The 21717-nt window shown below is 69.7% G+C and carries 25 protein-coding genes; 12 read left to right on the forward strand and 13 right to left on the reverse strand.

Annotated elements, in window-relative coordinates; translation table 11 throughout:
- Positions 1 to 26 precede the first annotated feature (26 nt).
- Positions 27 to 428: a hypothetical protein gene (locus ACQCO7_RS17590; RefSeq protein ID WP_464072738.1), complete on the reverse strand. Its 402-nt coding sequence runs from the start codon at positions 426 to 428 to the stop codon at positions 27 to 29.
- A 218-nt stretch (positions 429 to 646) separates the two neighbouring features.
- The gene (gene rsmI, locus ACQCO7_RS17595; protein WP_010354936.1) at positions 647 to 1501 is read right to left on the reverse strand and encodes a 16S rRNA (cytidine(1402)-2'-O)-methyltransferase; all 855 of its coding nucleotides are present in this window, start codon (positions 1499 to 1501) and stop codon (positions 647 to 649) included.
- A 73-nt stretch (positions 1502 to 1574) separates the two neighbouring features.
- On the opposite strand from rsmI, the gene ACQCO7_RS17600 reads away from it, so the two are divergent.
- Positions 1575 to 3332, forward strand: a complete 1758-nt coding sequence (locus ACQCO7_RS17600) for a dolichyl-phosphate-mannose--protein mannosyltransferase (protein ID WP_464072739.1) — start codon at positions 1575 to 1577, stop codon at positions 3330 to 3332.
- A gap of 405 nt (positions 3333 to 3737) precedes the next feature.
- On the opposite strand, the gene ACQCO7_RS17605 is transcribed toward ACQCO7_RS17600, so the two are convergent.
- On the reverse strand, positions 3738 to 4139 hold the full coding sequence (locus tag ACQCO7_RS17605; protein ID WP_464072740.1) for a hypothetical protein: 402 nt from the start codon (positions 4137 to 4139) through the stop codon (positions 3738 to 3740).
- Between the two features lie 122 nt (positions 4140 to 4261).
- Positions 4262 to 4570: a hypothetical protein gene (locus tag ACQCO7_RS17610; RefSeq protein ID WP_464072741.1), complete on the reverse strand. Its 309-nt coding sequence runs from the start codon at positions 4568 to 4570 to the stop codon at positions 4262 to 4264.
- Between the two features lie 207 nt (positions 4571 to 4777).
- Here ACQCO7_RS17610 and ACQCO7_RS17615 point away from each other — a divergent pair, with 207 nt between their 5' ends.
- Entirely contained in the window at positions 4778 to 6403 is a 1626-nt protein-coding gene (locus tag ACQCO7_RS17615; protein WP_464072742.1) for a penicillin-binding transpeptidase domain-containing protein, read from the forward strand.
- 255 nt (positions 6404 to 6658) lie between these two features.
- Complete coding sequence (locus tag ACQCO7_RS17620; RefSeq protein WP_464072743.1) at positions 6659 to 8335, forward strand: penicillin-binding transpeptidase domain-containing protein; 1677 nt, start codon at positions 6659 to 6661, stop codon at positions 8333 to 8335.
- A gap of 88 nt (positions 8336 to 8423) precedes the next feature.
- Here the strand turns inward: ACQCO7_RS17620 and ACQCO7_RS17625 are convergent, their stop codons facing one another.
- The gene (locus ACQCO7_RS17625; protein ID WP_464072744.1) at positions 8424 to 8756 is read right to left on the reverse strand and encodes an SsgA family sporulation/cell division regulator; all 333 of its coding nucleotides are present in this window, start codon (positions 8754 to 8756) and stop codon (positions 8424 to 8426) included.
- Positions 8757 to 8903: 147 nt separating this feature from the next.
- Between ACQCO7_RS17625 and ACQCO7_RS17630 the strand changes: the two genes are divergently transcribed.
- Entirely contained in the window at positions 8904 to 9953 is a 1050-nt protein-coding gene (locus ACQCO7_RS17630; RefSeq protein ID WP_464072745.1) for an energy-coupling factor ABC transporter permease, read from the forward strand.
- A 1-nt stretch (position 9954) separates the two neighbouring features.
- Positions 9955 to 10716 (forward strand): cobalt ECF transporter T component CbiQ, encoded by a 762-nt coding sequence (gene cbiQ, locus ACQCO7_RS17635; RefSeq protein ID WP_464072746.1) that lies wholly within the window; start codon positions 9955 to 9957, stop codon positions 10714 to 10716.
- Between the two features lie 35 nt (positions 10717 to 10751).
- On the opposite strand, the gene ACQCO7_RS17640 is transcribed toward cbiQ, so the two are convergent.
- Positions 10752 to 11978 (reverse strand): RNA-guided endonuclease InsQ/TnpB family protein, encoded by a 1227-nt coding sequence (locus tag ACQCO7_RS17640; protein ID WP_464072747.1) that lies wholly within the window; start codon positions 11976 to 11978, stop codon positions 10752 to 10754.
- A gap of 50 nt (positions 11979 to 12028) precedes the next feature.
- On the opposite strand from ACQCO7_RS17640, the gene ACQCO7_RS17645 reads away from it, so the two are divergent.
- The 3 genes from ACQCO7_RS17645 (at position 12029) to ACQCO7_RS17655 (ending at position 13506) form a co-directional block, all read left to right on the forward strand.
- Entirely contained in the window at positions 12029 to 12187 is a 159-nt protein-coding gene (locus ACQCO7_RS17645; RefSeq protein WP_464072748.1) for an Arc family DNA-binding protein, read from the forward strand.
- Between the two features lie 27 nt (positions 12188 to 12214).
- Positions 12215 to 12964 carry an energy-coupling factor ABC transporter ATP-binding protein gene (locus ACQCO7_RS17650; protein WP_464072749.1) on the forward strand — a complete coding sequence of 250 codons (750 nt, stop codon included), beginning with the start codon at positions 12215 to 12217 and terminating at the stop codon, positions 12962 to 12964.
- A 107-nt stretch (positions 12965 to 13071) separates the two neighbouring features.
- Complete coding sequence (locus ACQCO7_RS17655; protein ID WP_464077225.1) at positions 13072 to 13506, forward strand: MarR family winged helix-turn-helix transcriptional regulator; 435 nt, start codon at positions 13072 to 13074, stop codon at positions 13504 to 13506.
- A gap of 187 nt (positions 13507 to 13693) precedes the next feature.
- On the opposite strand, the gene ACQCO7_RS17660 is transcribed toward ACQCO7_RS17655, so the two are convergent.
- Positions 13694 to 13939, reverse strand: a complete 246-nt coding sequence (locus ACQCO7_RS17660; RefSeq protein ID WP_464072750.1) for a hypothetical protein — start codon at positions 13937 to 13939, stop codon at positions 13694 to 13696.
- 157 nt (positions 13940 to 14096) lie between these two features.
- Between ACQCO7_RS17660 and ACQCO7_RS17665 the strand changes: the two genes are divergently transcribed.
- From ACQCO7_RS17665 to ACQCO7_RS17680, 4 genes are all read left to right on the forward strand, one after another.
- Positions 14097 to 14546, forward strand: a complete 450-nt coding sequence (locus tag ACQCO7_RS17665) for an organic hydroperoxide resistance protein (RefSeq protein ID WP_464072751.1) — start codon at positions 14097 to 14099, stop codon at positions 14544 to 14546.
- Between the two features lie 101 nt (positions 14547 to 14647).
- Positions 14648 to 15820 carry a serine hydrolase domain-containing protein gene (locus ACQCO7_RS17670; protein ID WP_464072752.1) on the forward strand — a complete coding sequence of 391 codons (1173 nt, stop codon included), beginning with the start codon at positions 14648 to 14650 and terminating at the stop codon, positions 15818 to 15820.
- Between the two features lie 74 nt (positions 15821 to 15894).
- The gene (locus ACQCO7_RS17675; protein ID WP_464072753.1) at positions 15895 to 16911 is read left to right on the forward strand and encodes a permease; all 1017 of its coding nucleotides are present in this window, start codon (positions 15895 to 15897) and stop codon (positions 16909 to 16911) included.
- The gene (locus ACQCO7_RS17680) at positions 16908 to 17615 is read left to right on the forward strand and encodes a TIGR03943 family putative permease subunit (protein ID WP_464072754.1); all 708 of its coding nucleotides are present in this window, start codon (positions 16908 to 16910) and stop codon (positions 17613 to 17615) included. Before ACQCO7_RS17675 ends, ACQCO7_RS17680 begins: the two co-directional genes overlap by 4 nt.
- A gap of 17 nt (positions 17616 to 17632) precedes the next feature.
- Here ACQCO7_RS17680 and ACQCO7_RS17685 read toward each other — a convergent pair whose 3' ends face one another.
- From ACQCO7_RS17685 to ACQCO7_RS17710, 6 genes are all read right to left on the reverse strand, one after another.
- A complete protein-coding gene (locus ACQCO7_RS17685; protein ID WP_464072755.1) occupies positions 17633 to 18478 on the reverse strand; it encodes an EamA family transporter in 846 nt (281 codons plus the stop codon).
- Complete coding sequence (locus ACQCO7_RS17690; protein ID WP_464072756.1) at positions 18475 to 18966, reverse strand: YbaK/EbsC family protein; 492 nt, start codon at positions 18964 to 18966, stop codon at positions 18475 to 18477. Before ACQCO7_RS17690 ends, ACQCO7_RS17685 begins: the two co-directional genes overlap by 4 nt.
- 154 nt (positions 18967 to 19120) lie before the next feature.
- Positions 19121 to 19306 (reverse strand): DUF397 domain-containing protein, encoded by a 186-nt coding sequence (locus ACQCO7_RS17695; RefSeq protein ID WP_464072757.1) that lies wholly within the window; start codon positions 19304 to 19306, stop codon positions 19121 to 19123.
- Positions 19303 to 20160, reverse strand: coding sequence for a helix-turn-helix domain-containing protein (locus ACQCO7_RS17700; RefSeq protein WP_464072758.1), 858 nt, complete (start codon positions 20158 to 20160; stop codon positions 19303 to 19305). Before ACQCO7_RS17700 ends, ACQCO7_RS17695 begins: the two co-directional genes overlap by 4 nt.
- A 440-nt stretch (positions 20161 to 20600) precedes the next feature.
- On the reverse strand, positions 20601 to 20942 hold the full coding sequence (locus ACQCO7_RS17705) for a hypothetical protein (protein WP_464072759.1): 342 nt from the start codon (positions 20940 to 20942) through the stop codon (positions 20601 to 20603).
- A gap of 82 nt (positions 20943 to 21024) precedes the next feature.
- The gene (locus ACQCO7_RS17710) at positions 21025 to 21669 is read right to left on the reverse strand and encodes a formylglycine-generating enzyme family protein (protein ID WP_464072760.1); all 645 of its coding nucleotides are present in this window, start codon (positions 21667 to 21669) and stop codon (positions 21025 to 21027) included.
- Between the last annotated feature and the right edge of the window lie 48 nt (positions 21670 to 21717).

The following is a 21717-nucleotide window of genomic DNA, read 5'->3' on the forward strand; positions in this document are numbered from 1 at the left end:
CCTCGCCGGCGCCGGTCGCCTCCGCGTCAGCTCGCCTTGCGGAACGGGTGCAGCAGGTCCGACAGATGCCAGTGGTGCGGCTCGCCCGGCTCCGTCGCCGCCCCGTCCGTGACCGCCTCGGCCCGTGCCACCGGCACCTTGTACGGCCGCCGCGCGGCCTCCCGTACCGACGACACCTGCCCCGCCCGCATGATCCGCACCACGTGCGCGTCACAGTTCTGGCAGGTGGGGCGGGAGAGCGGGGACGGGACGACCTTGCCCTCCGCGACGTACATCACGAACTGGTGGCCGTCCGCGTCCGTGTGGTGCTCGATCTCGTACGACTGCTCCCAGCCGTGCCCGCAGCGCATGCAGGCGAAGGAGTAGGACTCGTTGACCACGGCCGTCGCTCCGTCGCGCAGGCCGGTACGCCCTGAAATCTCGCTCATGCCAGCTCCTTAGGTCCGCTGACCGGGGGACGTCCTGTCTGTCCCTCCACCTCAGTGGACGCCCGGGAGACCCCGCCCGGTAGCCGCCCTGTTCTTTGTTGGGCGCGATTTGGCGTTTCCTTACCAAAGGAGTCGGCAGGGGCGTCTGGGCTTTGCCTTCGGAGAAACCGCTTTGCTAAGACATGAAGCCCAGGACGGCATAAAACGGACTCCGGCCGTCAGGTGTTGTTCTTGGCGGCGACGACCGCGTCGAACACGACCCGCTTGGCGATCCCGGCCTCCACGGCGACCGCCGCGATGGCCTCCTTACGCCGCTCCCCGGCAGCCTCCCGCACCTGCACGCGCCGCACGAGTTCACCGGCGTCCAGCTCCTCGGGCCCCCGCTCCGGCGCCCCCGACACGACGACGGTGATCTCACCGCGTACCCCTTCGGCGGCCCACTCCGCCAGCTCCCCGAGCCCCCCGCGCCGTACCTCCTCGTACGTCTTGGTCAGCTCCCGGCACACGGCCGCCCGGCGCTCCGCACCGAACACCTCGGCCATCGCGGCGAGGGTGTCGTCGAGCCGGTGCGGGGCCTCGAAATAGACGAGCGTACGGCGTTCCCCGGCCACGTCCCGCAGCCGCGAGAGCCGCTCGCCGGCCTTGCGCGGCAGGAACCCCTCGAAGCAGAACCGGTCGACGGGCAGCCCGGACAGCGCGAGCGCGGTGAGGACGGCGGACGGCCCCGGTACGGCCGTGACGCGGATGTCCCGCTCGACGGCGGCGGCGACGAGCCGGTACCCGGGGTCGGACACGGACGGCATCCCCGCGTCGGTGACGAGCAGCACCCGCGCGCCCCCCACCAGCGCCTCCACCAGCTCCGGCGTCCGCGCGGACTCGTTCCCCTCGAAGTACGAGACGACCCGCCCCCTGGGAGTCACGCCGAGAGCCTGCGTCAGCCGCCGCAGCCTGCGCGTGTCCTCGGCGGCGATGACGTCGGCTTCGGCCAACTCCCGCGCGAGCCGGGGTGGTGCGTCCGTGATGTCCCCAATGGGCGTTCCGGCGAGGACGAGGGTGGCGGGAGTAGGTGTCACGATTCCATCCTCCCAGTTGCTCGGGTCGGCCCAAGCACGGGACTCACACAGACCTGTTCCCTACGATGGCGCGGTGACCAGTACCGCGTCCTCCACGGACTCCACGGAACACCGGCCCGCCGACGACGACTCCGAGCGGGCCGACCGTATGTCGTGGCCGCAGCGGCTGCGCCGGTTCGGGTACCAGGGACGGCCGGTCGCGGACGTACGGGAGCGGCTGGTCCCCGCGTACGCCGAGCCCAGCCCCCGGCTGTGGCAGTCGCTCGGCGTCTCCTACCGGCTCTCCGCCTGGCTGACGCGCTGGTCCGCGTGGATCGGGCCGCTGCTGGTGACGCTGCTCGCGGGGCTGCTGCGGTTCTGGAACCTGGGCGGTCCGAAGGCGGTGATATTCGACGAGACGTACTACGCGAAGGACGCGTGGGCCCTCGTCCACCGCGGCTTCGAGGTCGGCTGGGACAAGAACGTCAACCAGCTCATCCTCAACTCGAACGGCAACGTGCCGGTGCCCACGGGCGCCGCGTACGTCGTCCACCCGCCGGTCGGCAAGTACGTCATCGGCCTCGGCGAGCTGATGTTCGGCTTCGACCCCTTCGGCTGGCGCTTCATGACGGCGCTGCTCGGGACGCTGTCGGTGCTCCTCCTGTGCCGCATCGGGCGGCGGCTGTTTCGCTCGACGTTCCTCGGCTGCCTCGCGGGCGGGCTGATGGCCGTGGACGGCCTGCACTTCGTGATGAGCCGTACGGCGCTGCTCGACGGCGTGCTGATGTTCTTCGTCCTCGCGGCGTTCGGGTGCCTGGTGATCGACCGGGACAAGGCGCGCGAGAAGCTGGCGGCGGCGCTGACGCCGGACGCGGACGGGCGGTACCGCCCCGACGCCTCCCTCGGCGACCACTTCCGCTTCGGCTGGCGCCCCTGGCGCTGGGCCGCCGGTCTCATGCTCGGGCTCGCCACCGGGACGAAGTGGAGCGGCCTGTACTTCATGGCCGCGTTCATCGTCATGGCGCTGCTGTGGGACGCCGGGACGCGCAAGGTCGCGGGCGCCCGTAGCCCGTACCAGGCAGTCCTCAGGTATGACACGGGTTACGCCTTCCTCGCGACCGTACCCGTAGTTCTCCTGACCTACCTCGTCTCCTGGGCCGGCTGGATCCTCTCGCCGTCCGACGGCACCGGCGGGTACTACCGCAACTGGGCCGCCACCGACGGCAAGGGCGGCTCCTGGACCTGGCTCTTCCCCGACTGGCTGCGGAGCCTGTGGCACTACGAGCACGAGGTGTACAAGTTCCATACGCACCTCACCTCGCCGCACTCGTACCAGTCCAACCCGTGGAGCTGGCTCGTCCTCGGCCGGCCCGTCTCCTTCTTCTACGAGACCCCGTCCCCCGGCGTCGACGGCTGCCCCTCCGGCGTCGCCGAGAAGTGCCCCCGCGAGGTCCTCGCCCTCGGCACGCCCCTCCTGTGGTGGGCCGCCTGCTTCGCCGTCCTGTACGTCCTGTGGCGCTGGTTCTTCCGCCGCGACTGGCGGGCGGGCGCAATCGCGGGCGCCATCGCCGCCGGCTACCTCCCCTGGTTCATGTACCAGGAGCGCACGATCTTCTTCTTCTACGCCGACGTCTTCCTGCCCTTCCTGTGCCTGGCGCTCGCGATGATGATCGGCGCCCTCGCGGGTCCACCGGGGTCCTCCGACAACCGACGGGTGATCGGGGCGACGGGGGCGGGGGTGCTGGTGCTGCTCATCGCGTGGAACTTCATCTACTTCTGGCCGATCTATACGGGGACGGCTATGCCGCTGGATGACTGGCGGGCTCGGATGTGGATGGATACGTGGGTGTGAAGCAGGTTCCGTCTGTCCTGAGCAGGCGGAGCTGGTCAGCACCTGCGGTGAGTTCTCGCGAATCCTGGCGGCGAAGTGCTGGCAGCCGCTGAACAGACAGGGCCCGCCTCTCTGCCCCGGTGAGACGGAGGAGCGGGCCTGTGTCAGAACGTCACAGTGCGGGGGATCCCGACCCGGGGCACGTTTCCCGGGTACCGGCCCTCTGGTGCATGGCTACCGGCTGGCCTTTCTCGGCGCCCACCCCGGCTCCGCGGACCGGGCAGTTGCCTTCCATGAGGCCGGGGTCGAAACGCGCACCCGAGCGGGCGTGGGTGCATGGCACAGGTTCCATGTCGAACTCCTGGTGTCGATCGGACGGTGCTGTGCACTCCCCGACGTGCCATGGTCCAGCGCGTCACGGAGGCCCTACAGAGGGCGGACGAAGGCGCGGGAGCCCGCGTGGAAGAACACCGTGAAGCCGAACTGCGATGCTCCTTCGGAGCGGTCCTGCCAGCGCTCGACACGGGCGATCTCCGGGGACTCGGACGCTCCGATCGCGCCGACGAGCCAGACGTCCGCCGCCGCGTCGGCCTCCGGAAACGGCGCGGTGAACGGGGTGTCCTCGACCGAGCGTTCCTCGTGGTCGTGCTTCTCGCCGTCGGCCAGTTGGCCGGTGATCTGCCAGAGCTCTTCCTTGCCGTCCCGCGTCAGCGCGATACCGAAGGGATGCTTGCTGTCACCGCTGTCGGCGAGGGACTGGACGCGACCGACTCCCGGCGTGTTCTTGACGACGTCGATCAGCCAGTCCTGGAAGCGCGCGGGTCGCATAGGTTCCTTCTTCCGGTCGGGTGGGGACGAGCCAGCCTAGGAGCGGCGGATGGGCGACATGCCGGTGGTGTCATTCCTGTCGAGCGTTCGGGTCACGGCCTGGAGGAAGCCGTTCCAGATCCTCACGCAGCACCTCCGGCAGCGGAGATGCCCCAGATCAAGGCCACGGTCAAGGTCGCGAGCACGATGAGGTGGGCGACGGCCAGAACCTGGTACCGGACCTGCCTCGCCCATGCCCTCGCCGCAGCCGGAGAGGCGTCCCAGTCCCTGGCCGTCGCCACGGCATCCGTCCCCGACGCGTCGGCCGTCGCTCCTGGAACGAACTCCACACCACAGCCGCCGTGCTGCTGCGCCACAAGGCAGTCGAGGGGCGTCAACTGGTCGCTGTTCTGCGTGAGTACGACTGACGAGGGCGCGCTGGGGGTGAACACGGCCAGGGCGTTCGCATATTGACGTCCCCCGTTCACGGATGTGGCTGATCGTTCCTGTTCGATTCAGCCTGCTGACTCATCTCCATTCGGACAACTTTCCGTATACGCCGGTCCCACAGGCCCCTCCGTCCGCATACAGTGCGAGACAGAGGGGCTCTTTTGAACATGTTCAGAAGAGCCCATGGGGGACACGGGGAGGAAGAAGGCATGGCCAAGGGGGTCAAGGTCGCCGTCGTCGGGACGGTGTTCGCCGTGATGGTGGGCGGCGCCGGGTACGGGGCGTACAACCTGCTGTCGGCGGTGGACGGCGGGTCGAGCGCGAAGGGACCCGCGCCCGTGAAGACCGGGCCGCCCAGTTCCGGCGAGGTCAAGGACACCGCCACGGCGTTCTTCGCCGCGTGGGAGAAGGGCGAGGCGAGTGTCGCGGCGGGGCTGACCAACAACGCGGGCGTCGCCGGACCGCTCTTCACCGCGTACGGCACCGAGGCGCACATCGGCGGTGTGAAGATCACGCCGGGAGCGATCACCGGGGCCACCGTGCCGTACCGGGTCGACGCGACGGTGTCGTACGGCAGCGTGTCGAAGCCGCTCTCGTACAGCACCAGCCTCACCGTCGTACGCGGTGTCACGACCGGGAAGGCGCTGGTGGACTGGAAGCCGGCGGTCGTGCATCCGGCGTTGACGAGCGGTACGGACACGCTGGTGACGGGGGATTCGGGGGCGCCCGCGATCGAGGCGGTGGGCCGGGACGGGACCGTGCTGACGGCGGAGAAGTACCCGTCGCTGGGGGCCACGCTGGACGCGCTGCGCAAGAAGTACGGGGTTCAGGCGGGCGGCACGCCGGGGGTCGAACTGGTCGTCAGGCACGCGCAGGCGGATCAGCCCGACAAGACGCTCGTGACGCTCGCCGAGGGCAAGGCGGGCAAGGTGCGGACGACGCTCAGCGCGAGCGTGCAGGCGGCGGCGGAGACGGCGGTGAAGAGGTACCCGGAGTCGTCGGTGGTCGCGATCCAGCCGAGTACGGGGGACATCCTGGCCATCGCCAACAACACGGCGAACGGGTTCAACTCGGCCGTGTCCGGGGCGCGTCCGCCGGGGTCCACGATGAAGATCGTCACGGCGGCCACGCTCATCGACAACGGGCTGACCACGGCGAACGGCCCCGCGCCCTGCACGGACACGGCGATGTGGGAGGGGCAGACCTTCCGCAACATCACGGACATGAAACCGGACGAGAGCGCGACGCTGGCGAGCAGTTTCGCGCGGTCCTGCAACACCGCCTTCATCAAGTACACGGACGATCTCGCGGACGACTCGCTCACGAAGGAGGCGCAGGAGAGGTTCGGGATCGGGCGGGGCGACTGGAAGATCGGCATCGCGTCCGTCGACGGCGAGGTCCCGGCGGTCTCCGGCCCCGACAAGGCCGCGAACCTCATCGGCCAGGGCCGGGTGCAGCTCAACCCGCTGAACATGGCGTCCATCACGGCCACCGCGAAGACGGGCACCTTCCGCCAGCCGGTCCTGGTCCCGCTCTCCTTCGACCGGCGCACGCTGGCCACCGCGCAGGGCCTGTCCGCCTCCACCTCGCAGCAACTGCGCACGATGATGCGCCGGACGGCCGTCAGCGGGACCGCCGCCGACGTCATGGCCGGCCTCGCGGGCGGCAACATCGGCGCGAAGACCGGCTCGGCGGAGACGGACGGGAACGCCACGTCGGACAGCTGGTTCACGGCGTACCGGAACGATGTCGCGGCGGCGGCGATGGTGCAGAGCGGGGGGCACGGGGTGGACGCGGCGGGGCCGATCGTGGTGAGCGTGCTGAAGGCGGGGTGACCGCAGTATCAGAAACCCTCCCCTTAAGGACGCGTTCCCGGAAACGCTCACCCCCTCCGCACCCCGCCGCCTACCGTGAACGCATGCCGTACCCCGCAACACCCGCCTCACCCGGCCCTGTTGTCACAACCCCGCTACGGACGGGTGGCTGAGGTCACAAGCACGTCACCCGGGCAGAAGGGGACCCTAGGCTGGTCGCCGTCGTTGGGGTGAGTGAGGGCAGTGGGGTCCCCGGGGAGCGCGGAGGTCAGGTACGTGGGCAAGAGAAGGCGTGTCGACGAGACGCGCGGGAGCAAGCGGCGGCCGGCCGTGGTCGGCGGCATGGCGGCCGTGGTGCTCGGCGGCGCCGCCTTCGGCGTGTACGCGCTGTACGGCGGCGGCGCGGCGGCGGAGAGCGGTACGGCGGCGTCCTCGGCCGACAGCAAGCCCAAGATCAAGACGGGCCCCCTGACGCCCGCCGAGGTGACCGCCGCGTCGACGGCGTTCCTGACGTCCTGGCAGCAGGGCAAGGTGCCGCGGGCGGCAGCGGCGACGGACGACGCGAAGGCGGCGACGGCGCTGCTCACGGCGTACGCGAAGGACGCGCGGATCACCGGCGTGACCCTCACCCCGGGCCCGGCGGCCGGTGCGAAGGTGCCGTTCGCCGTGAAGGGCATGGTGTCGTTCGAGGGCGTGAGCAAGCCGCTGGCGTACGCGAGCGCGCTGACGGTCGTGCGCAGTACGACGACGGGCGAGCCGGAGGTCGACTGGCACGCGTCGGTCGTCCACCCGGACCTCGCGGACGGCGACTCGCTGGTGACCGGCGAGTCCGGGACGCCGCCGGTGAAGGCGCTGGACCGGGACGGGCAGGAGCTGACGGCGAAGGCGTACCCGTCGCTGGCGTCGGTGCTGGACGGGCTGCGCGAGAAGTACGGCAAGAAGGCGGGCGGCAAGGCGGGCGTGGAGCTGCGCGTCGTGCGCGGCACCGCGTCGAAGAAGCTCGACCTGTCGGACAAGACGGTGCTGGAGCTGAGCAAGGGCACGCCGGGTTCGGTCAAGACGACGATCAGCCCGGCGATGCAGGCCGCCGCCGAGAAGCAGGTCGCCGCGAAGCCGCGCGCGTCCGTCGTCGTCATGAAGGCGTCGACCGGCGAGATCCTCGCCGTCGCGAACAACGGCAAGGGCTTCAACGTCGGCTTCCTCGGCTCGCTCGCGCCGGGGTCGACGATGAAGGTGATCACGTCGTCGCTGCTGATCGAGAAGGGGCTCGCGTCCGCCGACAAGGAGCACCCCTGCCCGAAGTACTTCACGTACGGCGGCTGGAAGTTCCAGAACGACGACGAGTTCGAGATCAAGAAGGGCACGTTCAAGGCGAGTTTCGCGCGGTCCTGCAACACGGCCTTCATCAGCCAGGCGCCGGAGCTGGACGACGACAGCCTGACCGAGCAGGCGCAGCAGGTCTTCGGGCTGTCCATGGACAACTGGTCGGTGGGCGTGCCGACCTTCGACGGGTCGGTGCCGGTGCAGAAGGCCGCGCAGATGGGGGCGTCGCTGATCGGGCAGGGCGGGGTCCGGATGAACCCGCTGAACATGGCGTCGGTGTCGGCGACAGTCAGGGACGGCAGCTTCCACCAGCCGTACCTGGTCCCGCCGTCCTTCGACAACCGGAAGCTCGCGACGGCGTCGCGCACGATGTCCGCGTCGACGCTCGGCCAGCTGCGCGAGCTGATGAAGTACACGGCTCAGTACGGGACGGCCGCCGAGGCGATGTCCGGGATGAGCGGGGACTTCGGGGCGAAGACGGGGTCGGCGGAGGTGGACAGCCAGGAGAAGGCGAACGGCTGGTTCACCGCGTACGCCGGGGATCTGGCGGCGGCGGGGGTTGTGCAGGCGGGTGGGCACGGTGGGGATACGGCGGGGCCGATCGTGGCGGCGCTGCTGAAGATGGGGTAGCTCGGTGGGGGTACGTCTTGCGGGGTAGCTCGCGAGGCGTACGTCTCGCGAGGTAGCTCTTGCGGGGTAGCTCTTGCGGGGTAGCTCCCTAGGCGTACGTCTTCCGCAGGAACCTCGCCAGCGTCTTCGACTCGAACTGCACGACCGACACCCCCTGCGCGGAGTGGAACTCCACCACCGCCTGGACCCGGCCGCAGGGCCATACCCGTACCTCTCCGGTACCGGCCGGGGCGCGCAGGCCCTGTTCCAGGAGGGTCCGGGAAACGGTCATCCGGTGGGCGCCGGGGAGGTCGACGCGTACGGCGCGGGGGTCGTCGTCGGGGTCGTACCTGAGGACCACGGGTACGGCCGCGCGCTCTTCTTCGACCAGGTCCTCGTCGGTGACGATATGAGCGCGTGCGTACTGTTCGACTACCGACATCGGACGGCCCCTTACGGTGCGTGACCTGTGCGGAAGCTGGGCGACCGCTTCACTTACCAATGTCGCATATTTTCCGATTAGCGGTATTGAAACTTTGCCCACCGACCGCTCTTGCAAGAGGTTCGCAACAGGCCACATCATCGGACGGTGCATGTACCTGACGGATTCATCGACGCCCCGACCTCCGCCGTGACCGGCGCCGTCGCGGCAGGCGCGGTCGCCGTGTCGCTGCGCGGCGCACGCCGGGAACTGGACGAGCGGACGGCTCCCCTGGCGGGCCTGGTCGCGGCGTTCATCTTCGCGGTGCAGATGCTGAACTTCCCGGTCGCGGCGGGGACGAGCGGCCACCTCCTGGGAGGCGCGCTCGCGGCGATACTCGTCGGCCCCTATACCGGGGTGCTCTGCGTCTCCGTGGTCCTCCTGATGCAGGGCATCCTCTTCGCGGACGGCGGCCTCACCGCGCTCGGCGTCAACATCACGGACATGGCGGTCGTGACGACGGTCGTCGCGTACGCCGTCTTCCGGGGCCTGGTGAAGGTGCTGCCCCGGGGACGTCGTACCGTCACCGCCGCGTCCTTCGTCGCCGCGCTCCTGTCCGTACCGGCCGCTGCCGCCGCCTTCACGCTGCTGTACGCGATCGGCGGGACCACCGACGTCTCGATCGGCAAGGTCGCGGGCGCGATGATCGGCGTGCACGTGCTGATCGGGATCGGGGAGGCGGCGATCACGGCGCTGACGGTCGGCTCGGTCGTCGCCGTGCGGCCGGATCTGGTGTACGGGGCGCGGGGGCTCCAGGCGCCGTTGAAGCTGCGGGTGGGCGGGGAACTGGTGGACGCGGTCGCTCCATCGCCCTCGCCGGTCGGGCCCGTGTCCCGGAAGAAGCTGTGGCTCGGCGGACTGGCAGCCTCCTTGCTGCTGGCGGGAGTTGTGAGCTTCTACGCCTCCGCGAACCCCGACGGCCTCGAAAAGGTCGCCGCCGACAAGGGACTTGACGCCCAGGTCGAGGAACACGCCGCCGCCGACTCGCCGTTGGCGGACTACGGGGTCAAGGACGTGGAGAACGCGCGGCTTTCGGGCGGGCTCGCGGGGGTGATCGGGGTGACGGCGACCGTCGTCGCCGGGAGCGGGGTGTTCTGGGTGGTGCGCAGGCGGCGTACCGAGGGCGTGAACTCCGTTTCGAGTACGGGGAGTTCGTGACATGGGCGCCGGCCATGCGCACCGGCTCTATCTGAAGCGGCACACGCCGGTGCACGCGCTTCCTCCGCACACCAAGCTCGCCGCCGTCTTCGCGTTCGTCGTGGTCGTCGTGTCGACGCCGCGCGAGGCGATGTGGGCGTTCGCGGTGTACGGGGTGCTGCTGGGGGTCGTCGCGTACCGCGCGCGCGTGTCCGCCGGGTTCCTGCTGCGGAGGCTGCTCATCGAGGTGCCGTTCGTCGCGTTCGCCGTGCTGATGCCGTTCGTGGCGGAGGGGGCACGCGTCGACGTCCTCGGCATGTCGCTCAGCGTCAACGGGCTCTGGGGTGCGTGGAACGTCCTCGCCAAGGGGACGTTGGGGGTCGCCGCGTCCGTACTGCTCGCGGCCACAACCGAGTTGCGCGAGCTGCTCCTCGGGTTGCAGCGGCTCCGGCTGCCTCAACTCCTCGTACAGATCGCCTCGTTCATGATCCGGTACGGGGATCTCATCACCGACGAGATGCGGCGGATGCGGATCGCGCGGGAGTCGAGGGGGTTCGAGGCGCGGGGAGTCCGGCAGTGGGGGGTGCTCGCGAAGTCGGCGGGGGCGTTGTTCATCCGGTCCTACGAGCGGGGTGAGCGGGTGCACCTCGCGATGATCAGCCGGGGGTACGCCGGGTCGATGCCGGTCATCGACGAGGTCGACGCGTCGCGCGCGCAATGGTCGTACGCGTTGGCCCTGCCGGTCGCGGCGCTCGCGGTATGTCTGCTGGGATGGACCTTTTGACATCCTCGCCTCCCCGAAAGGAGGGGATTTCTGGCTCAGGCCGCCTCCGGGAGCGGCGCTCCCGGAGGTCTTCCGCCATCAGCACCAGCCGGGTTGAGACCAGCCCGGACGAGCATCACGCGGGCGGAGTTCTTGTCCCTGGGGGACGAGGCTCCGCACGCGGTGCAGGTGTAGGTACGTTCGGACAGTGGCAGTGCGTGCTTGGTTCTCGCTCCGCACGATGCGCAGTCCATGGTGGTGTGCGCGGGATGCACGAGACGGATGTCCCGCCCGTGTTTGCGGCCCATCTCGACCAGGGCCTTCTTCGTGGCACCGATCGCCGCGTCAGCAGCTTTGCGGGCCATGGTGGTCTTCGCGAGGAACTTCGGCCGAAAGTCCTCTACAGCGATCACGTCATGGTCACGCACAACTTTCTTCGCCCACTTGCGTGCCCTGTCCTGCCGCTGCCGGGCGATCTTCGCGTACGCCTTGGCCCGCCCCTTCTTCGCCTCGCGGTACCCCCTCGACGACGCCTGCCCCCTCGCCGGTTTGCGGCGGGCCATCATCCGGTCGTACCGGGTCAGCTTCGCCTGAGCCTTCCGTCCGTGCTGTGGATGAGGAAGGTCGTGGGCGTCGGACGTGGTGGTGGCGGTCTCCCTGACTCCCCAGTCCACGCCGAGCACGCGGCCCGTGCCAGGCAACGGCTGAGCTTCGATGGTGACGACGAACGAGGCGTACCAGTGCCCCACCGCGTCCCGGTACACCCGCACCGACGAAGGCACGGCCGGAAGGTCACGCGACCACACCACCGCCAGGACGATGCCACCCGCGAGGCGCAGGCGGCCGTCCTTCAGGCGGAACCCACGCTGCGTGTAGTTGAGCGTGGGCAACGCTTCACGCTTCTTCTTCGGCCTCGGCATCCCTGCCCGACGATGCATGGGCAGACGCTTCTCGACGTCCTTCAGCGCCTTCGCACGGGACTTCGCGAAGTCCCGGATGATCTGCTGCTGCGGCACCGAAGCACCCTCACGCAGCCACGACGTGCAGGCACGGGCCTCGGTCAGCATCTTGTCCAGCTGGGCCTGGCCGCACGTCAGCCCGCTCGCGGGGTGCGCCCGGTTATGGGCGTGCACAGCACGGGACTTGGCCACGCACTCGTTCCACACCCACCGGCACCGGTCCCACTCGGCGAGCAGAGCCGTGCGGGCGGTCGACGACACGCGAAGCCGGTAGGTGTACCGGGCACGCCCGGTATCCTCCGAAACCTTCTTTCGCGTCGCCATGGTGTCACTCTACTGCTCAACCAGTGTCTATGACCCTCTAATCTGGAGTCATGGATGAAGAGAAGCGCATCACCCTTCGCCTGCCCGCCGACCTGCACGGGTGGCTGGTCGCGCAGGCCAAGTCCGCCCGCAGGTCCCTCAACTCCGAAATCGTCTACCGCTTGGAGGTCGAGCGTGACGCAGCCATGGCGAACGCCGAATCGTCCTGAAGACCGGAACGGCCTCGGAGGAGTCCTGTGACCGCATCTCTCGAAGTCTCCGGCCTCGCGTTCGCCTACCCGGACGGCCATCAGGCCCTGTTCGGCGTCGACTTCAGCATCGCGCGGGGCGAACGGGTCGCGCTGCTGGGCCCGAACGGGGCGGGCAAGACGACCCTCGTCCTGCATCTGAACGGCATCCTCACCGGGGGTGCGGGGACGGTGACGGTCGCCGGACTCCCCGTCGGGAAACGGCACATGGCCGAGATCCGCCGGAAGGTCGGCATCGTCTTCCAGGACCCCGACGACCAGCTCTTCATGCCGACGGTGCGCGAGGACGTCGCGTTCGGCCCCGCGGCGTCGGGTCTCAAGGGCGCGGAGCTGGAGAAGGTGGTGGACGAGGCGCTGGAGCAGGTCGGCATGGCGGCCTTCAAGGAACGCCCGCCGCACCACCTGTCGTTCGGCCAGCGCCGCAGGGTCGCGGTGGCGACGGTCCTGGCCATGTCCCCGGAGATCCTGGTCCTGGACGAGCCGTCCTCGAACCTGGACCCGGCGTCGCGGCGCGAACTCGCAGACATCCTGCGGTCGTTGGACGTGACGGTACTGATGGTCACGCACGACCTCCCCTACGCGCTTGAGCTGTGCCCCCGCTCCCTGATCCTCAGCGAGGGAGTGATCGCGGCGGACGGCCGCACACCGGAGGTCCTCTCGAACGCCGACCTGATGCGAGCGCATCGACTGGAGCTGCCGTTCGGCTTCGATCCGCGCTCCGCGACAATGGGGGCGTGACGAACGAGGAGAGCTGGGCCGGGGGCGAGGGGGCGGCGGTGGTTCAAGAGGCCGGGAGCGGTGAGGGGGCCCGGGATGCCGAGAGCGCCCCGGCACCCCAGGGTTCGCTGCGGCTCGACGACCAGCTCTGTTTCGCCCTGTACGCCGCCCAGCGCGCCGTGACGGCCGCGTACCGGCCCCTCCTGGAGGAGCTGGGGCTCACGTACACCCAGTACCTCGTCCTCCTCACCCTCTGGGAGCAGGGCGAGATCACGGTCAAGCACCTGTCGTCCACCCTCCATCTGGACTACGGCACCATGTCGCCCCTCCTCAAGCGCATGGAAGGGGCCGGCCTGATCCACCGCGAACGGTCGACGCGGGACGAGCGGTCGGTGCTGGTGTCCTGCACGGGCCGGGGCGAGGAGCTGCGGGGCAGGGCGGCGAAGGTACCGGGTGCGCTGCTGTCGGCGACGGGGTTGGACGGGGCGGAAGTGGAGCATCTGCGGGCGGAGTTGTGGGGGCTGACGCAGAGGGCGGAGGGGGCGGCGGAAAGGGCGAGGTGAAGGGGCGTACGGGGAGGGCAAGTTGGGGAACGCGGTTCAGGGTGAACGCAGTTCAGCGCGAAGGCGGCCCGGCGCGAACGCTCAGTGCGGACGGGGCTTAGCGCGAACCCGGCTCGGCGCGAACCCGGCTCGGCGCGAACGCGGCTTCCCGAACCCGGCTCGGCGAACGCGGCTTGGCGAACGCCGCTCACCCCCCGCCGAGCAGCTCCCCCAGATCCCGGCTGTGCGCCCCCTCCCCCACCACCTCCAACAACGCATCGTGCAGAGCCCCGTTGGACACCAGCACGGACATGTCCCCCGCCAGAACATCCGCACCCCGCAGATCACTGATCCGCCCACCGGCCTCCGTCACGATGACCGGCATGGTGGCGACGTCCTCGTACCCCATGGCGGGCCCGGCGACAACGGCCGCGTCCGCACGCCCAGTCGCCACGGCAGCCATACACCCGGTGGACGGCACCACCCCTCCCCACCACCTCCACACCTCCCACCTGGCGTTACCTCCGGTTACCACCCCCGCCCCACCCCACCTACCTACCGGCCAGTACCTTGTGCACAAGGTAACTGGCCAACCCGGGGGAGGTCCCGCCATGACAGAAGGCGCCACTGCCGTAGACACGCGCCCGACGAAGATCATGTACGTCGCGGAGGCGACGGCGCACGGCGGTCGGGACGGGTACGTGACCAGCCAGGACGGCCAGATAGAGCTGAGGGTGGCGATGCCCCCGGAGCTGGGCGGCGACGGCAACGGCACGAACCCGGAGCAGCTGTTCGCGGCGGGGTACAGCTCGTGTTTCCACAACGCGCTGATCCTCGTGGGGAACAGGGCGGGCTACGACCTGACGGGTTCCACGGTCGCCGCGAAGGTCGGCATCGGCCCGAACAGGACCAAGGGCTACGGCCTCGCGGTCGCCCTCAGCGTCTCCCTCCCCATCCTGGACGCGGAGATCGCGGCGCAGCTGGTGGACGCCGCGCACCAGGTCTGCCCGTACTCGAACGCGACGCGCGGGAACATCGACGTAACGATTCTCCTGGGCTGACACCCCACGGCAACACGAAGTAACCGCTTGCACAACCAAGGAATCGCAGGCTGGCCCCAGACGTTGCACCAGGCGTCAAAGGCCAACCCGAGAGGACCGCGGTGAACGGCACAGTGGTGAACGGCACAGTTGCCGAGGGCTACGAACCCGTGAGGGCCGCGTTCGCGCGGAACTTCGAGACGCTGGACGACAAGGGCGCGTCGGTAGCGGTGTACCACCACGGTCGTAGAGTCGTACACCTCTGGTACGGCACCCAGGACGTGGACGGCGTAACCCCCTGGGGGGAGGGCACGGCTCAGATCGTCCGCTCGGCGACGAAGGGCGTGGCGGCGGCGGCCGTCCTCCTGCTCCACCAGCGCGGCGCCCTGGACCTGGACGCCCCGGTGGGCACGTACTGGCCGGAGTACAAGGCGGCGGGCAAGGACCACACCCTGGTCCGCCACCTCCTCTCGCACCAGGCGGGCGTACCCGCGCTGGACCACCCCCTCACGGCGGCCCAGGCGGCGGACCAGGACCTCGGCGCGGCGGCGGTGGCGGCGCAGACCCCCGCGTGGACGCCGGGCACCGCCCACGGCTACCACCCGCACACGTTCAGCTGGACGATCGCCGAGCTGGTCCGCCGCGTCACGGGCCGCCCGATCGCCGAGTTCATCGCGACGGAGATCGCGGGGCGGGCGCGCGCGGACTTCTGGCTGGGCCTCCCGCCGGAGCAGGCGTGGCGGGTGGGCCGTACGGCGATGGTGGAGACGACGACGGAGGCGGCGGGCACGCTGAAGTCGCGCCCGAAGCCGGCGATCACCGAGGCGTACGCGGACCCCGGCTCCCTCACCCGGCGGGCGTTCGGCGCGATCGTGGACACCGACGAGAACGAACAGGCGTACCGCGCGGCGCAGTTGCCCGGTTCGACGGGGTTCGCGACGGCGGACGGCCTGGCCCGGATCTACGCCTCACTGACCGGTGAACTGGACGGCGTACCACGCCTGTTCACCCCGGAGACGGTCGAACTGGCCCGCGCGCAGGAGTCGTCCGGCCCGGACCGCGTCCTGGTCGTCAACTCCCGTTTCGCACTGGGGTACATGCTGCACAGCCCGGCGTCCCCGTTCCTCGCCCCCACGTCCTTCGGCCACCCCGGCCGGGGTGGCCCGCTGGCGTTCGCGGACCCGGAGTCGGGCATCGCGTTCGGGTACGTCACCAACGGTTTCCGCCGGACGGTGACCGCCGACCCGAGGCCGCAGGCGCTGGTAAGAGCGGTACGTGAGTCGCTCGCGGGGTGAGTGAGAACCCTGGGCCGGTCCCGGTATGTTGGTCGGAACATGTGGAGGACATGTGAGGACCGGCAGGGGCGGGCGTGGGGCCGACGACGACAGAGGAACGCGCAGTCGACGAACTGCCTGCGACCGAACCGCCTTCGTGGCCGCGCCACGGACCTCTCCTCCTGATCGCGGCTGCGCTCGTCCCCGGCACCCTCCTCGTGGTCCTCGGCCGCTGGGGCGACTCCCCGGCGATGGAGGCGTGGCGCACGGTAGCCCTCTCGGTCACCGTGCAGGCGCTGCCGTTCCTGCTGCTGGGTACGGCTCTGTCGGGCGCGATCAACGCGTTCGTCCCGGCGTCGGTGTTCCGCAAGGCCCTCCCCAAGCGTCCGGCGCTGGCCGTACCGGTCGCCGGAATGGCGGGAGTTGTGCTCCCGGGCTGTGAGTGCGCCTCGGTCCCGGTGGCAAACAGCCTGATCGGCAGGGGAGTTGCTCCGGCGGCGGCGTTCGCGTTCCTGCTCTCGGCCCCGGCGGTGAACCCGATCGTCCTGACGGCGACGGCAGTCGCGTTCCCCGGCGCCCCCATGATGGTCGTCGCCCGTCTGGTCGCCTCGCTCGCGGCGGCCTCGGTGATGGGCTGGCTGTGGCTGCGGTTCGGCCGCGCGGAGTGGCTGAAGCCGGCCGTACGGCACACCGGTCACGAGCAAGGGCGCAGCCGCTGGGCGGAGTTCAGGGAAGGCTTCCAGCACGACTTCCTGCATGCGGGCGGGTTCCTGGTGATCGGCGCGATGGCGGCGGCCACCTTCAACGTCGCCGTCCCGCGCACGTGGGTCGACACGTTCGCGGGCTCCCCTTGGCTGTCTGTGCTGTTCCTCGCGGTCCTGGCCATCGTCATCGCCGTCTGCTCGGAGGCGGACGCCTTCGTCGCGGCCTCCCTGACCGGCTTCTCCCCCACCGCGCGCCTCACGTTCATGGTCGTCGGCCCGATGGTCGACCTGAAGCTCATCGCGCTCCAGGCCGGCACGTTCGGCCGCGCGTTCGCCTGGCGCTTCTCGGCGGCGACGACGGTGGTGGCGGTGCTGTGCGCGGCCCTGATCGGAGAGACCTTGCTATGAAACGCGTACTCCAGGCAGCCCTGTTGGCGCTGACCGGTGCGGGGCTCCTCCAAGTCGCCCTGTTCACCGAGGTGTTCATGCGGTACGTGAAGGAGGGGATGCGCCCGCTGCTGATCCTCTCCGGCGTCGTCCTGCTGCTGCTCGGGCTCGCGGAGGCGTGGTCGGCGTACCGTCACCGGGACTCGCACGGCGCCCATGTCCCGCCGGTGGCCTGGCTGTTGTTCCTCCCGGCGCTGAGCCTGCTGGTGTACGCGCCGCCGGAGCTGGGGTCGTACACAGCGTCCCGGGAGCCGGTCAAGGCGGTCGCCGTGGCGCCGGACGACGGCTTCGACCCGCTGCCCGCGACCTCGCCGCTGCCGATCACGCTGGGGGACTTCACGTCGCGGGTCCAGCAGGACCGCACGAGGGTGATCGCGGGGCGCCCGGTCACCATGACGGGGTTCGTCACCCCGACCTCGTCGCCGGACCACTGGTACCTCACCCGGCTGCTCCTGAGTTGCTGTGCGGCGGACGCGCAGTCGGTGAAGGTGAAGGTGTACGGGGTCGAGCCGCCCAAGGCGGACACGTGGGTGTCGGTGACGGGAACGTGGCACGCGGCGGGCGCACTTGGCACGCCGACGGCCGAAGTCGCCCTGGACGGGCGGACGTTGCGGAAGATCGACCGCCCCTCGAACGGCTACCAGGACGCGTTGCCGATCGGGTGAGCTGCCGCCGGGCGGCATCAACTGCCGTGCAGCATCAGCCCGATCCCCACGACGAGCACTCCAGCCGCCACGATCCTCGGCGCCCCGAACCGCTCCTTGAAGAACACCGCCCCGATCGCCGCCCCCACGATGATCGACGACTCCCGCAGCGCGGCGATCGGCGCGAGCTCTGCCCGCGTCTGGGCCCACAGCACCAACCCGTAGGCGGTGCAGGAGAGTACGGCGCCGATCGCGCCGACTCCCGCGTACGGCTTGAGCCGGGCGAGGGTCTCGCCGCGCCAGCGCGACCAGGCGTACACGGGCAGCACGAGCCCCTGTACGCCCATCAGCCAGGCGATGTACCCGAGCGAGGAGCCGGAGGCGCGGACACCGAGGCCGTCGACGACGGTGTACACGGCGATGGTGAACCCGGTCCCCAACGCGGCCCAAATAGCAGCCCAGTTGGGCCGCCTGCCCCGCAGCCCCCACAGAGCGACCCCGCCAAGTCCCGCACAGGACAAGGCGATTCCGGCGGCCCCCCACCCGTCCGGCACCTCGTGCGCGAACAGCGCGGCCAGCAACGTCACGATCAGCGGCGCGCTGCCCCGCGCGATGGGGTACGCCTGCCCGAAGTCGCCGATCCTGAACGACCGCATGAGCAGCGCGAAGTAGGCGATGTGGATGACGGCAGAGGCGATGAGATACGGCCAGGCACCCCCGTCCGGAAACCCCACGAACGGCGCCGCGAGCAGCCCGAGTACCGCTCCCCCACCGGAGATCAGCGCGAGCCCCACGAGCTTGTCGGGGATCTTGTGCGCGAGCGCGTTCCAGCAGGCATGCGTCACTGCGGCGAGCAGCACAGCCCCCGTGACGGCAGGCGTCACGGCGTCAACTCCCTTACGTCGACAAGCGTTGCCTGCGCGTGCCGCACCAACTCCTTCGGCGGCATGGGGAATACGGCATGCGGATTCCCGGCGGCGGCCCACACCTCGTCGTGCGCGAGCAGCCCGCGATCCGCCAACACCCGGGTACGGGTGCGGTGTCCGAACGGCGGCACCCCTCCGATGGCGTACCCGGTGACGTCCCGCACGACCTTGGCATCGGCCCGCGTGACCTTCTTGACGCCCAACACCTCGCTCACCGCGGCGACATCGACCCTGGACGCCCCGTCCATGAGCACCAGCACCGGTACTCCATCGGCAGCGAAGATCAACGACTTGCAGATCTGCCCCAGTTCGCACCCCACGGCGTCCGCCGCCTCGGCAGCCGTCCGCGCCCCCTCCGGATACGTCCGCACTTGCCCCAACACCTCGTCGAGCCCCATCTCTTGGAGGGCCTGGGCGAACAGGGGATGCGCGTCTGTCGTCGTCATGAATGGCACGTTAGCGGCAGGTGCTAGGGCCGGGCGAAGGGATTGAGACGGGGGCGCGTCGGGACGCCACCACACGACGGCAGGCCGCGCGGGGCGGACTCGACGAGTTGATCGCGGAGTTCGAAAGGATCTACAGGCCGGCCGACGCGGGAAGTCAGTTCGCGGCGTACGTAAGGAAGTCGGCCCAGGTGGTGGGGGTGACGGTGAGGCAGGCGGTGTCGGGGGTCTTGGAGTCGCGGATGTGGATGGTGGCGGGGGTGGTGGCGATCTCGACGCAGTCGCCGGGCTCGTTGGAGTCGCTGTAGCTGCTCTTGAACCAGTGGAGTTCGGCGGTGCTCATAGTCTCCCCAGCAGTTGCTTGATGTGGGTCTGCGTCTCCCTCGGTGAGAGAGCCTGCGACCGGATCATCCCATAGCGCAGCTCAAGGATACGGAGTTCACGGGGGTTTGAGACCGGACGTCCGTTGAAGGCTCCGTCCGAGCGCCCGACAGCTGTTCCATCAGCGAACTTCAGCACCTGGATGCGGCCAGCCATGCCCGCGTGCTCCTCACGGTCGGTCGGCATGATCTGGAACGTCACATGCCGCATCTCCGACACCTCCAGTACGTGCTCAAGTTGTCGGCGGAGCACCTCCTTTCCTCCGATTGGGCGTTCGAGGGTCACCTGTTCCTGAATGAAGCTGAACGTAGGTGCGATCTCCTTCCCCAAGACCGCCTGCCGGGCCATGCGTTCAGCAAGCTCTCGCTCCAAAACGTCCTCGGTGAGCGGGGGTTGCCTCATCTCGAACGCCGCCCGCGAGTACTCCGGCGTCTGCAACAACCCGTGGATGTTGTGGTTGCTGTAGAGCAGGAACTCGACCGCCCGCCCCTCCTTCTCCTTCAGTCCCCCCTGCGTCTTGGGGTACCGGGCCTTCCTCACCGTCTCCATGAAGTTCCGGAGACAGCCCTCGGCCCGCAGCTCGCGATCCGCCTTCTCCAGGAACTCCGGGCGGGGAATCCGCCGTCCGTTCTCCATCTTGCGGATCATGTCCTCGCCGAACTTCATCCGCACGGCGAACTCGACGACGCTCAACCCCGCCTTCTCGCGCCAGAACTTCAGCAGCGCCCCGATCGCCTGGATCACCGGTTCGATCTCGTCGCCGGGCTCGACATCCCAGCCGGTGTCGTCCACGTCCTCATAGATGTTCTCGCTCATGCCTACCTCCAACGCGCACGATTACCCAAGCAACATCGCGGACAGCCGAGACAGCACGAGACAAAATCCGGACGGTCACGGACTGATCACCGAATGCCATGGTTCAAGGTAGGAGCAGACGTCACCGTGAGTGCCATGAACCGGCAAACAGACACCCCGGCCCTCACGTTCACCACGCTCCTCTCCCCCACCCCGAGGGGCGCCAACAGGACGCGGCAGCTCACGGCGGAGCAACTCCGCCGCCGGGGAACCCCGTTGACCCCGGCGGACCAGATCGTCGCGGAACTGGCGACGAACGCGGCGACGCACGGCCGGAACCGAGGACTCGGGCCGGGGCCTCCCGCTCGTCGACTCGCTCGCGACCAGGTGGGGTTGGCGGGAGGGCCCGTCGCCGGGCAAGACGGTGTGGGCGGAGGTGGACCTGTGAGGCCGCAGAAGCCTCAGCCGATCATCGCCGCCGTCCACATCGCCACCCCGACCGGCACCGGAAGAGCGAACAGCCCCAGCACCAACAGCCGTGCGGGGAGGGCGAGTCGACGAAGCGGCGGGGTGAGGGCAAGGCCCGCCAGAGCTGCGGCACCACCGACGAGGTACGCCACGGACGCAAATCCGTCCGCCACTCCCAGGAGCACCCCCAGGCCCATCACGAACGCCATCCAGGTCATCGAGATCAAGGTGGGCATCCACACCACGGACGCCATCAGGGCCGTGGCGGAGTACTCCGGCTTGGGGTGGGACGGACGCCAGGGCCCGTAGAGCCTCGCGTAGGTCTCCGGGCGCACGGCAACTCCTGCGGGTCGGACCGGTGTTCGTGTCGCTGCCGATCTTCGCCGCATTCGGCCTCGTACGCATGAGCGCTCGTACTCAGACCGACCGGGCGACCCGGAACCCCACGTCGTCCACCGCGTACGTCGGATGGCTCCGCCGCCGCACGGACGCCCGGCAGCTCCAGTGTTCGTCGAACCACCCCCCGCCCCGCAGGACGCGGTACGTCCCGTAGACCTCGGGGTCGTACAGATCCCAGCACCACTCCCAGACGTTCCCCAACAGGTCATGGAAACCCCAGGAGTTGGGCGCCCGGGTGCCCACTTCCCGTATCCGCTCACCGGAGTTGGCGCGATGCCAGGCGATATCGTCCAGCAAGCCGTAGCGAGGACCCGACGTACCGGCCCGGCACGCGAACTCCCACTCCGCCTCGGTGGGAAGGCGGTAGCCGGTGGAGGCCGCGAGGAGTTCGATGTCGCCGTCCTCGCGGAAGCGGTAGGCCGGGCGTGAACCCTCCGCCAGGGAAAGGGTGTTGCAGTACCGGACGGCGTCGACCCAGGAGACGTCCACCACCGGGAGGCCGGGGTCGGTGAGCGCCTCGCCGGTCACCTCCGCGTAGTCCGCCTGGGTCACCGGACACGCCGACAACGCGTAGGAATCCACCTTGACCGTCCAACTCCGCGCCGTACGCCGGTCGTTGAGTACGACTTCGCCCGCGCCGACCGTGATCATCTGTAACCGCATGGACAGATGATCGCAGCGACGCGGGCGAAGTTGGTGCCGGTGAGGGCT

Source organism: Streptomyces saintjeani (assembly GCF_055409605.1).

Excerpts from the sequence above, each read along its gene's own strand:
- ACQCO7_RS17605 (WP_464072740.1), bottom strand. The coding sequence starts at position 4,139 with ATGCGACCCGCGCGCTTCCAGGACTGGCTGATCGACGTCGTCAAGAAC.
- ACQCO7_RS17680 (WP_464072754.1), top strand. The coding sequence starts at position 16,908 with ATGAAACGCGTACTCCAGGCAGCCCTGTTGGCGCTGACCGGTGCGGGG.
- ACQCO7_RS17700 (WP_464072758.1), bottom strand. The coding sequence starts at position 20,160 with ATGAGCGAGAACATCTATGAGGACGTGGACGACACCGGCTGGGATGTC.
- ACQCO7_RS17645 (WP_464072748.1), top strand. The coding sequence starts at position 12,029 with ATGGATGAAGAGAAGCGCATCACCCTTCGCCTGCCCGCCGACCTGCAC.
- ACQCO7_RS17710 (WP_464072760.1), bottom strand. The coding sequence starts at position 21,669 with ATGCGGTTACAGATGATCACGGTCGGCGCGGGCGAAGTCGTACTCAAC.
- ACQCO7_RS17625 (WP_464072744.1), bottom strand. The coding sequence starts at position 8,756 with ATGTCGGTAGTCGAACAGTACGCACGCGCTCATATCGTCACCGACGAG.
- ACQCO7_RS17690 (WP_464072756.1), bottom strand. The coding sequence starts at position 18,966 with ATGACGACGACAGACGCGCATCCCCTGTTCGCCCAGGCCCTCCAAGAG.
- ACQCO7_RS17615 (WP_464072742.1), top strand. The coding sequence starts at position 4,778 with ATGGCCAAGGGGGTCAAGGTCGCCGTCGTCGGGACGGTGTTCGCCGTG.
- ACQCO7_RS17640 (WP_464072747.1), bottom strand. The coding sequence starts at position 11,978 with ATGGCGACGCGAAAGAAGGTTTCGGAGGATACCGGGCGTGCCCGGTAC.
- ACQCO7_RS17665 (WP_464072751.1), top strand. The coding sequence starts at position 14,097 with ATGACAGAAGGCGCCACTGCCGTAGACACGCGCCCGACGAAGATCATG.
- ACQCO7_RS17590 (WP_464072738.1), bottom strand. The coding sequence starts at position 428 with ATGAGCGAGATTTCAGGGCGTACCGGCCTGCGCGACGGAGCGACGGCC.
- ACQCO7_RS17695 (WP_464072757.1), bottom strand. The coding sequence starts at position 19,306 with ATGAGCACCGCCGAACTCCACTGGTTCAAGAGCAGCTACAGCGACTCC.
- cbiQ (WP_464072746.1), top strand. The coding sequence starts at position 9,955 with ATGGGCGCCGGCCATGCGCACCGGCTCTATCTGAAGCGGCACACGCCG.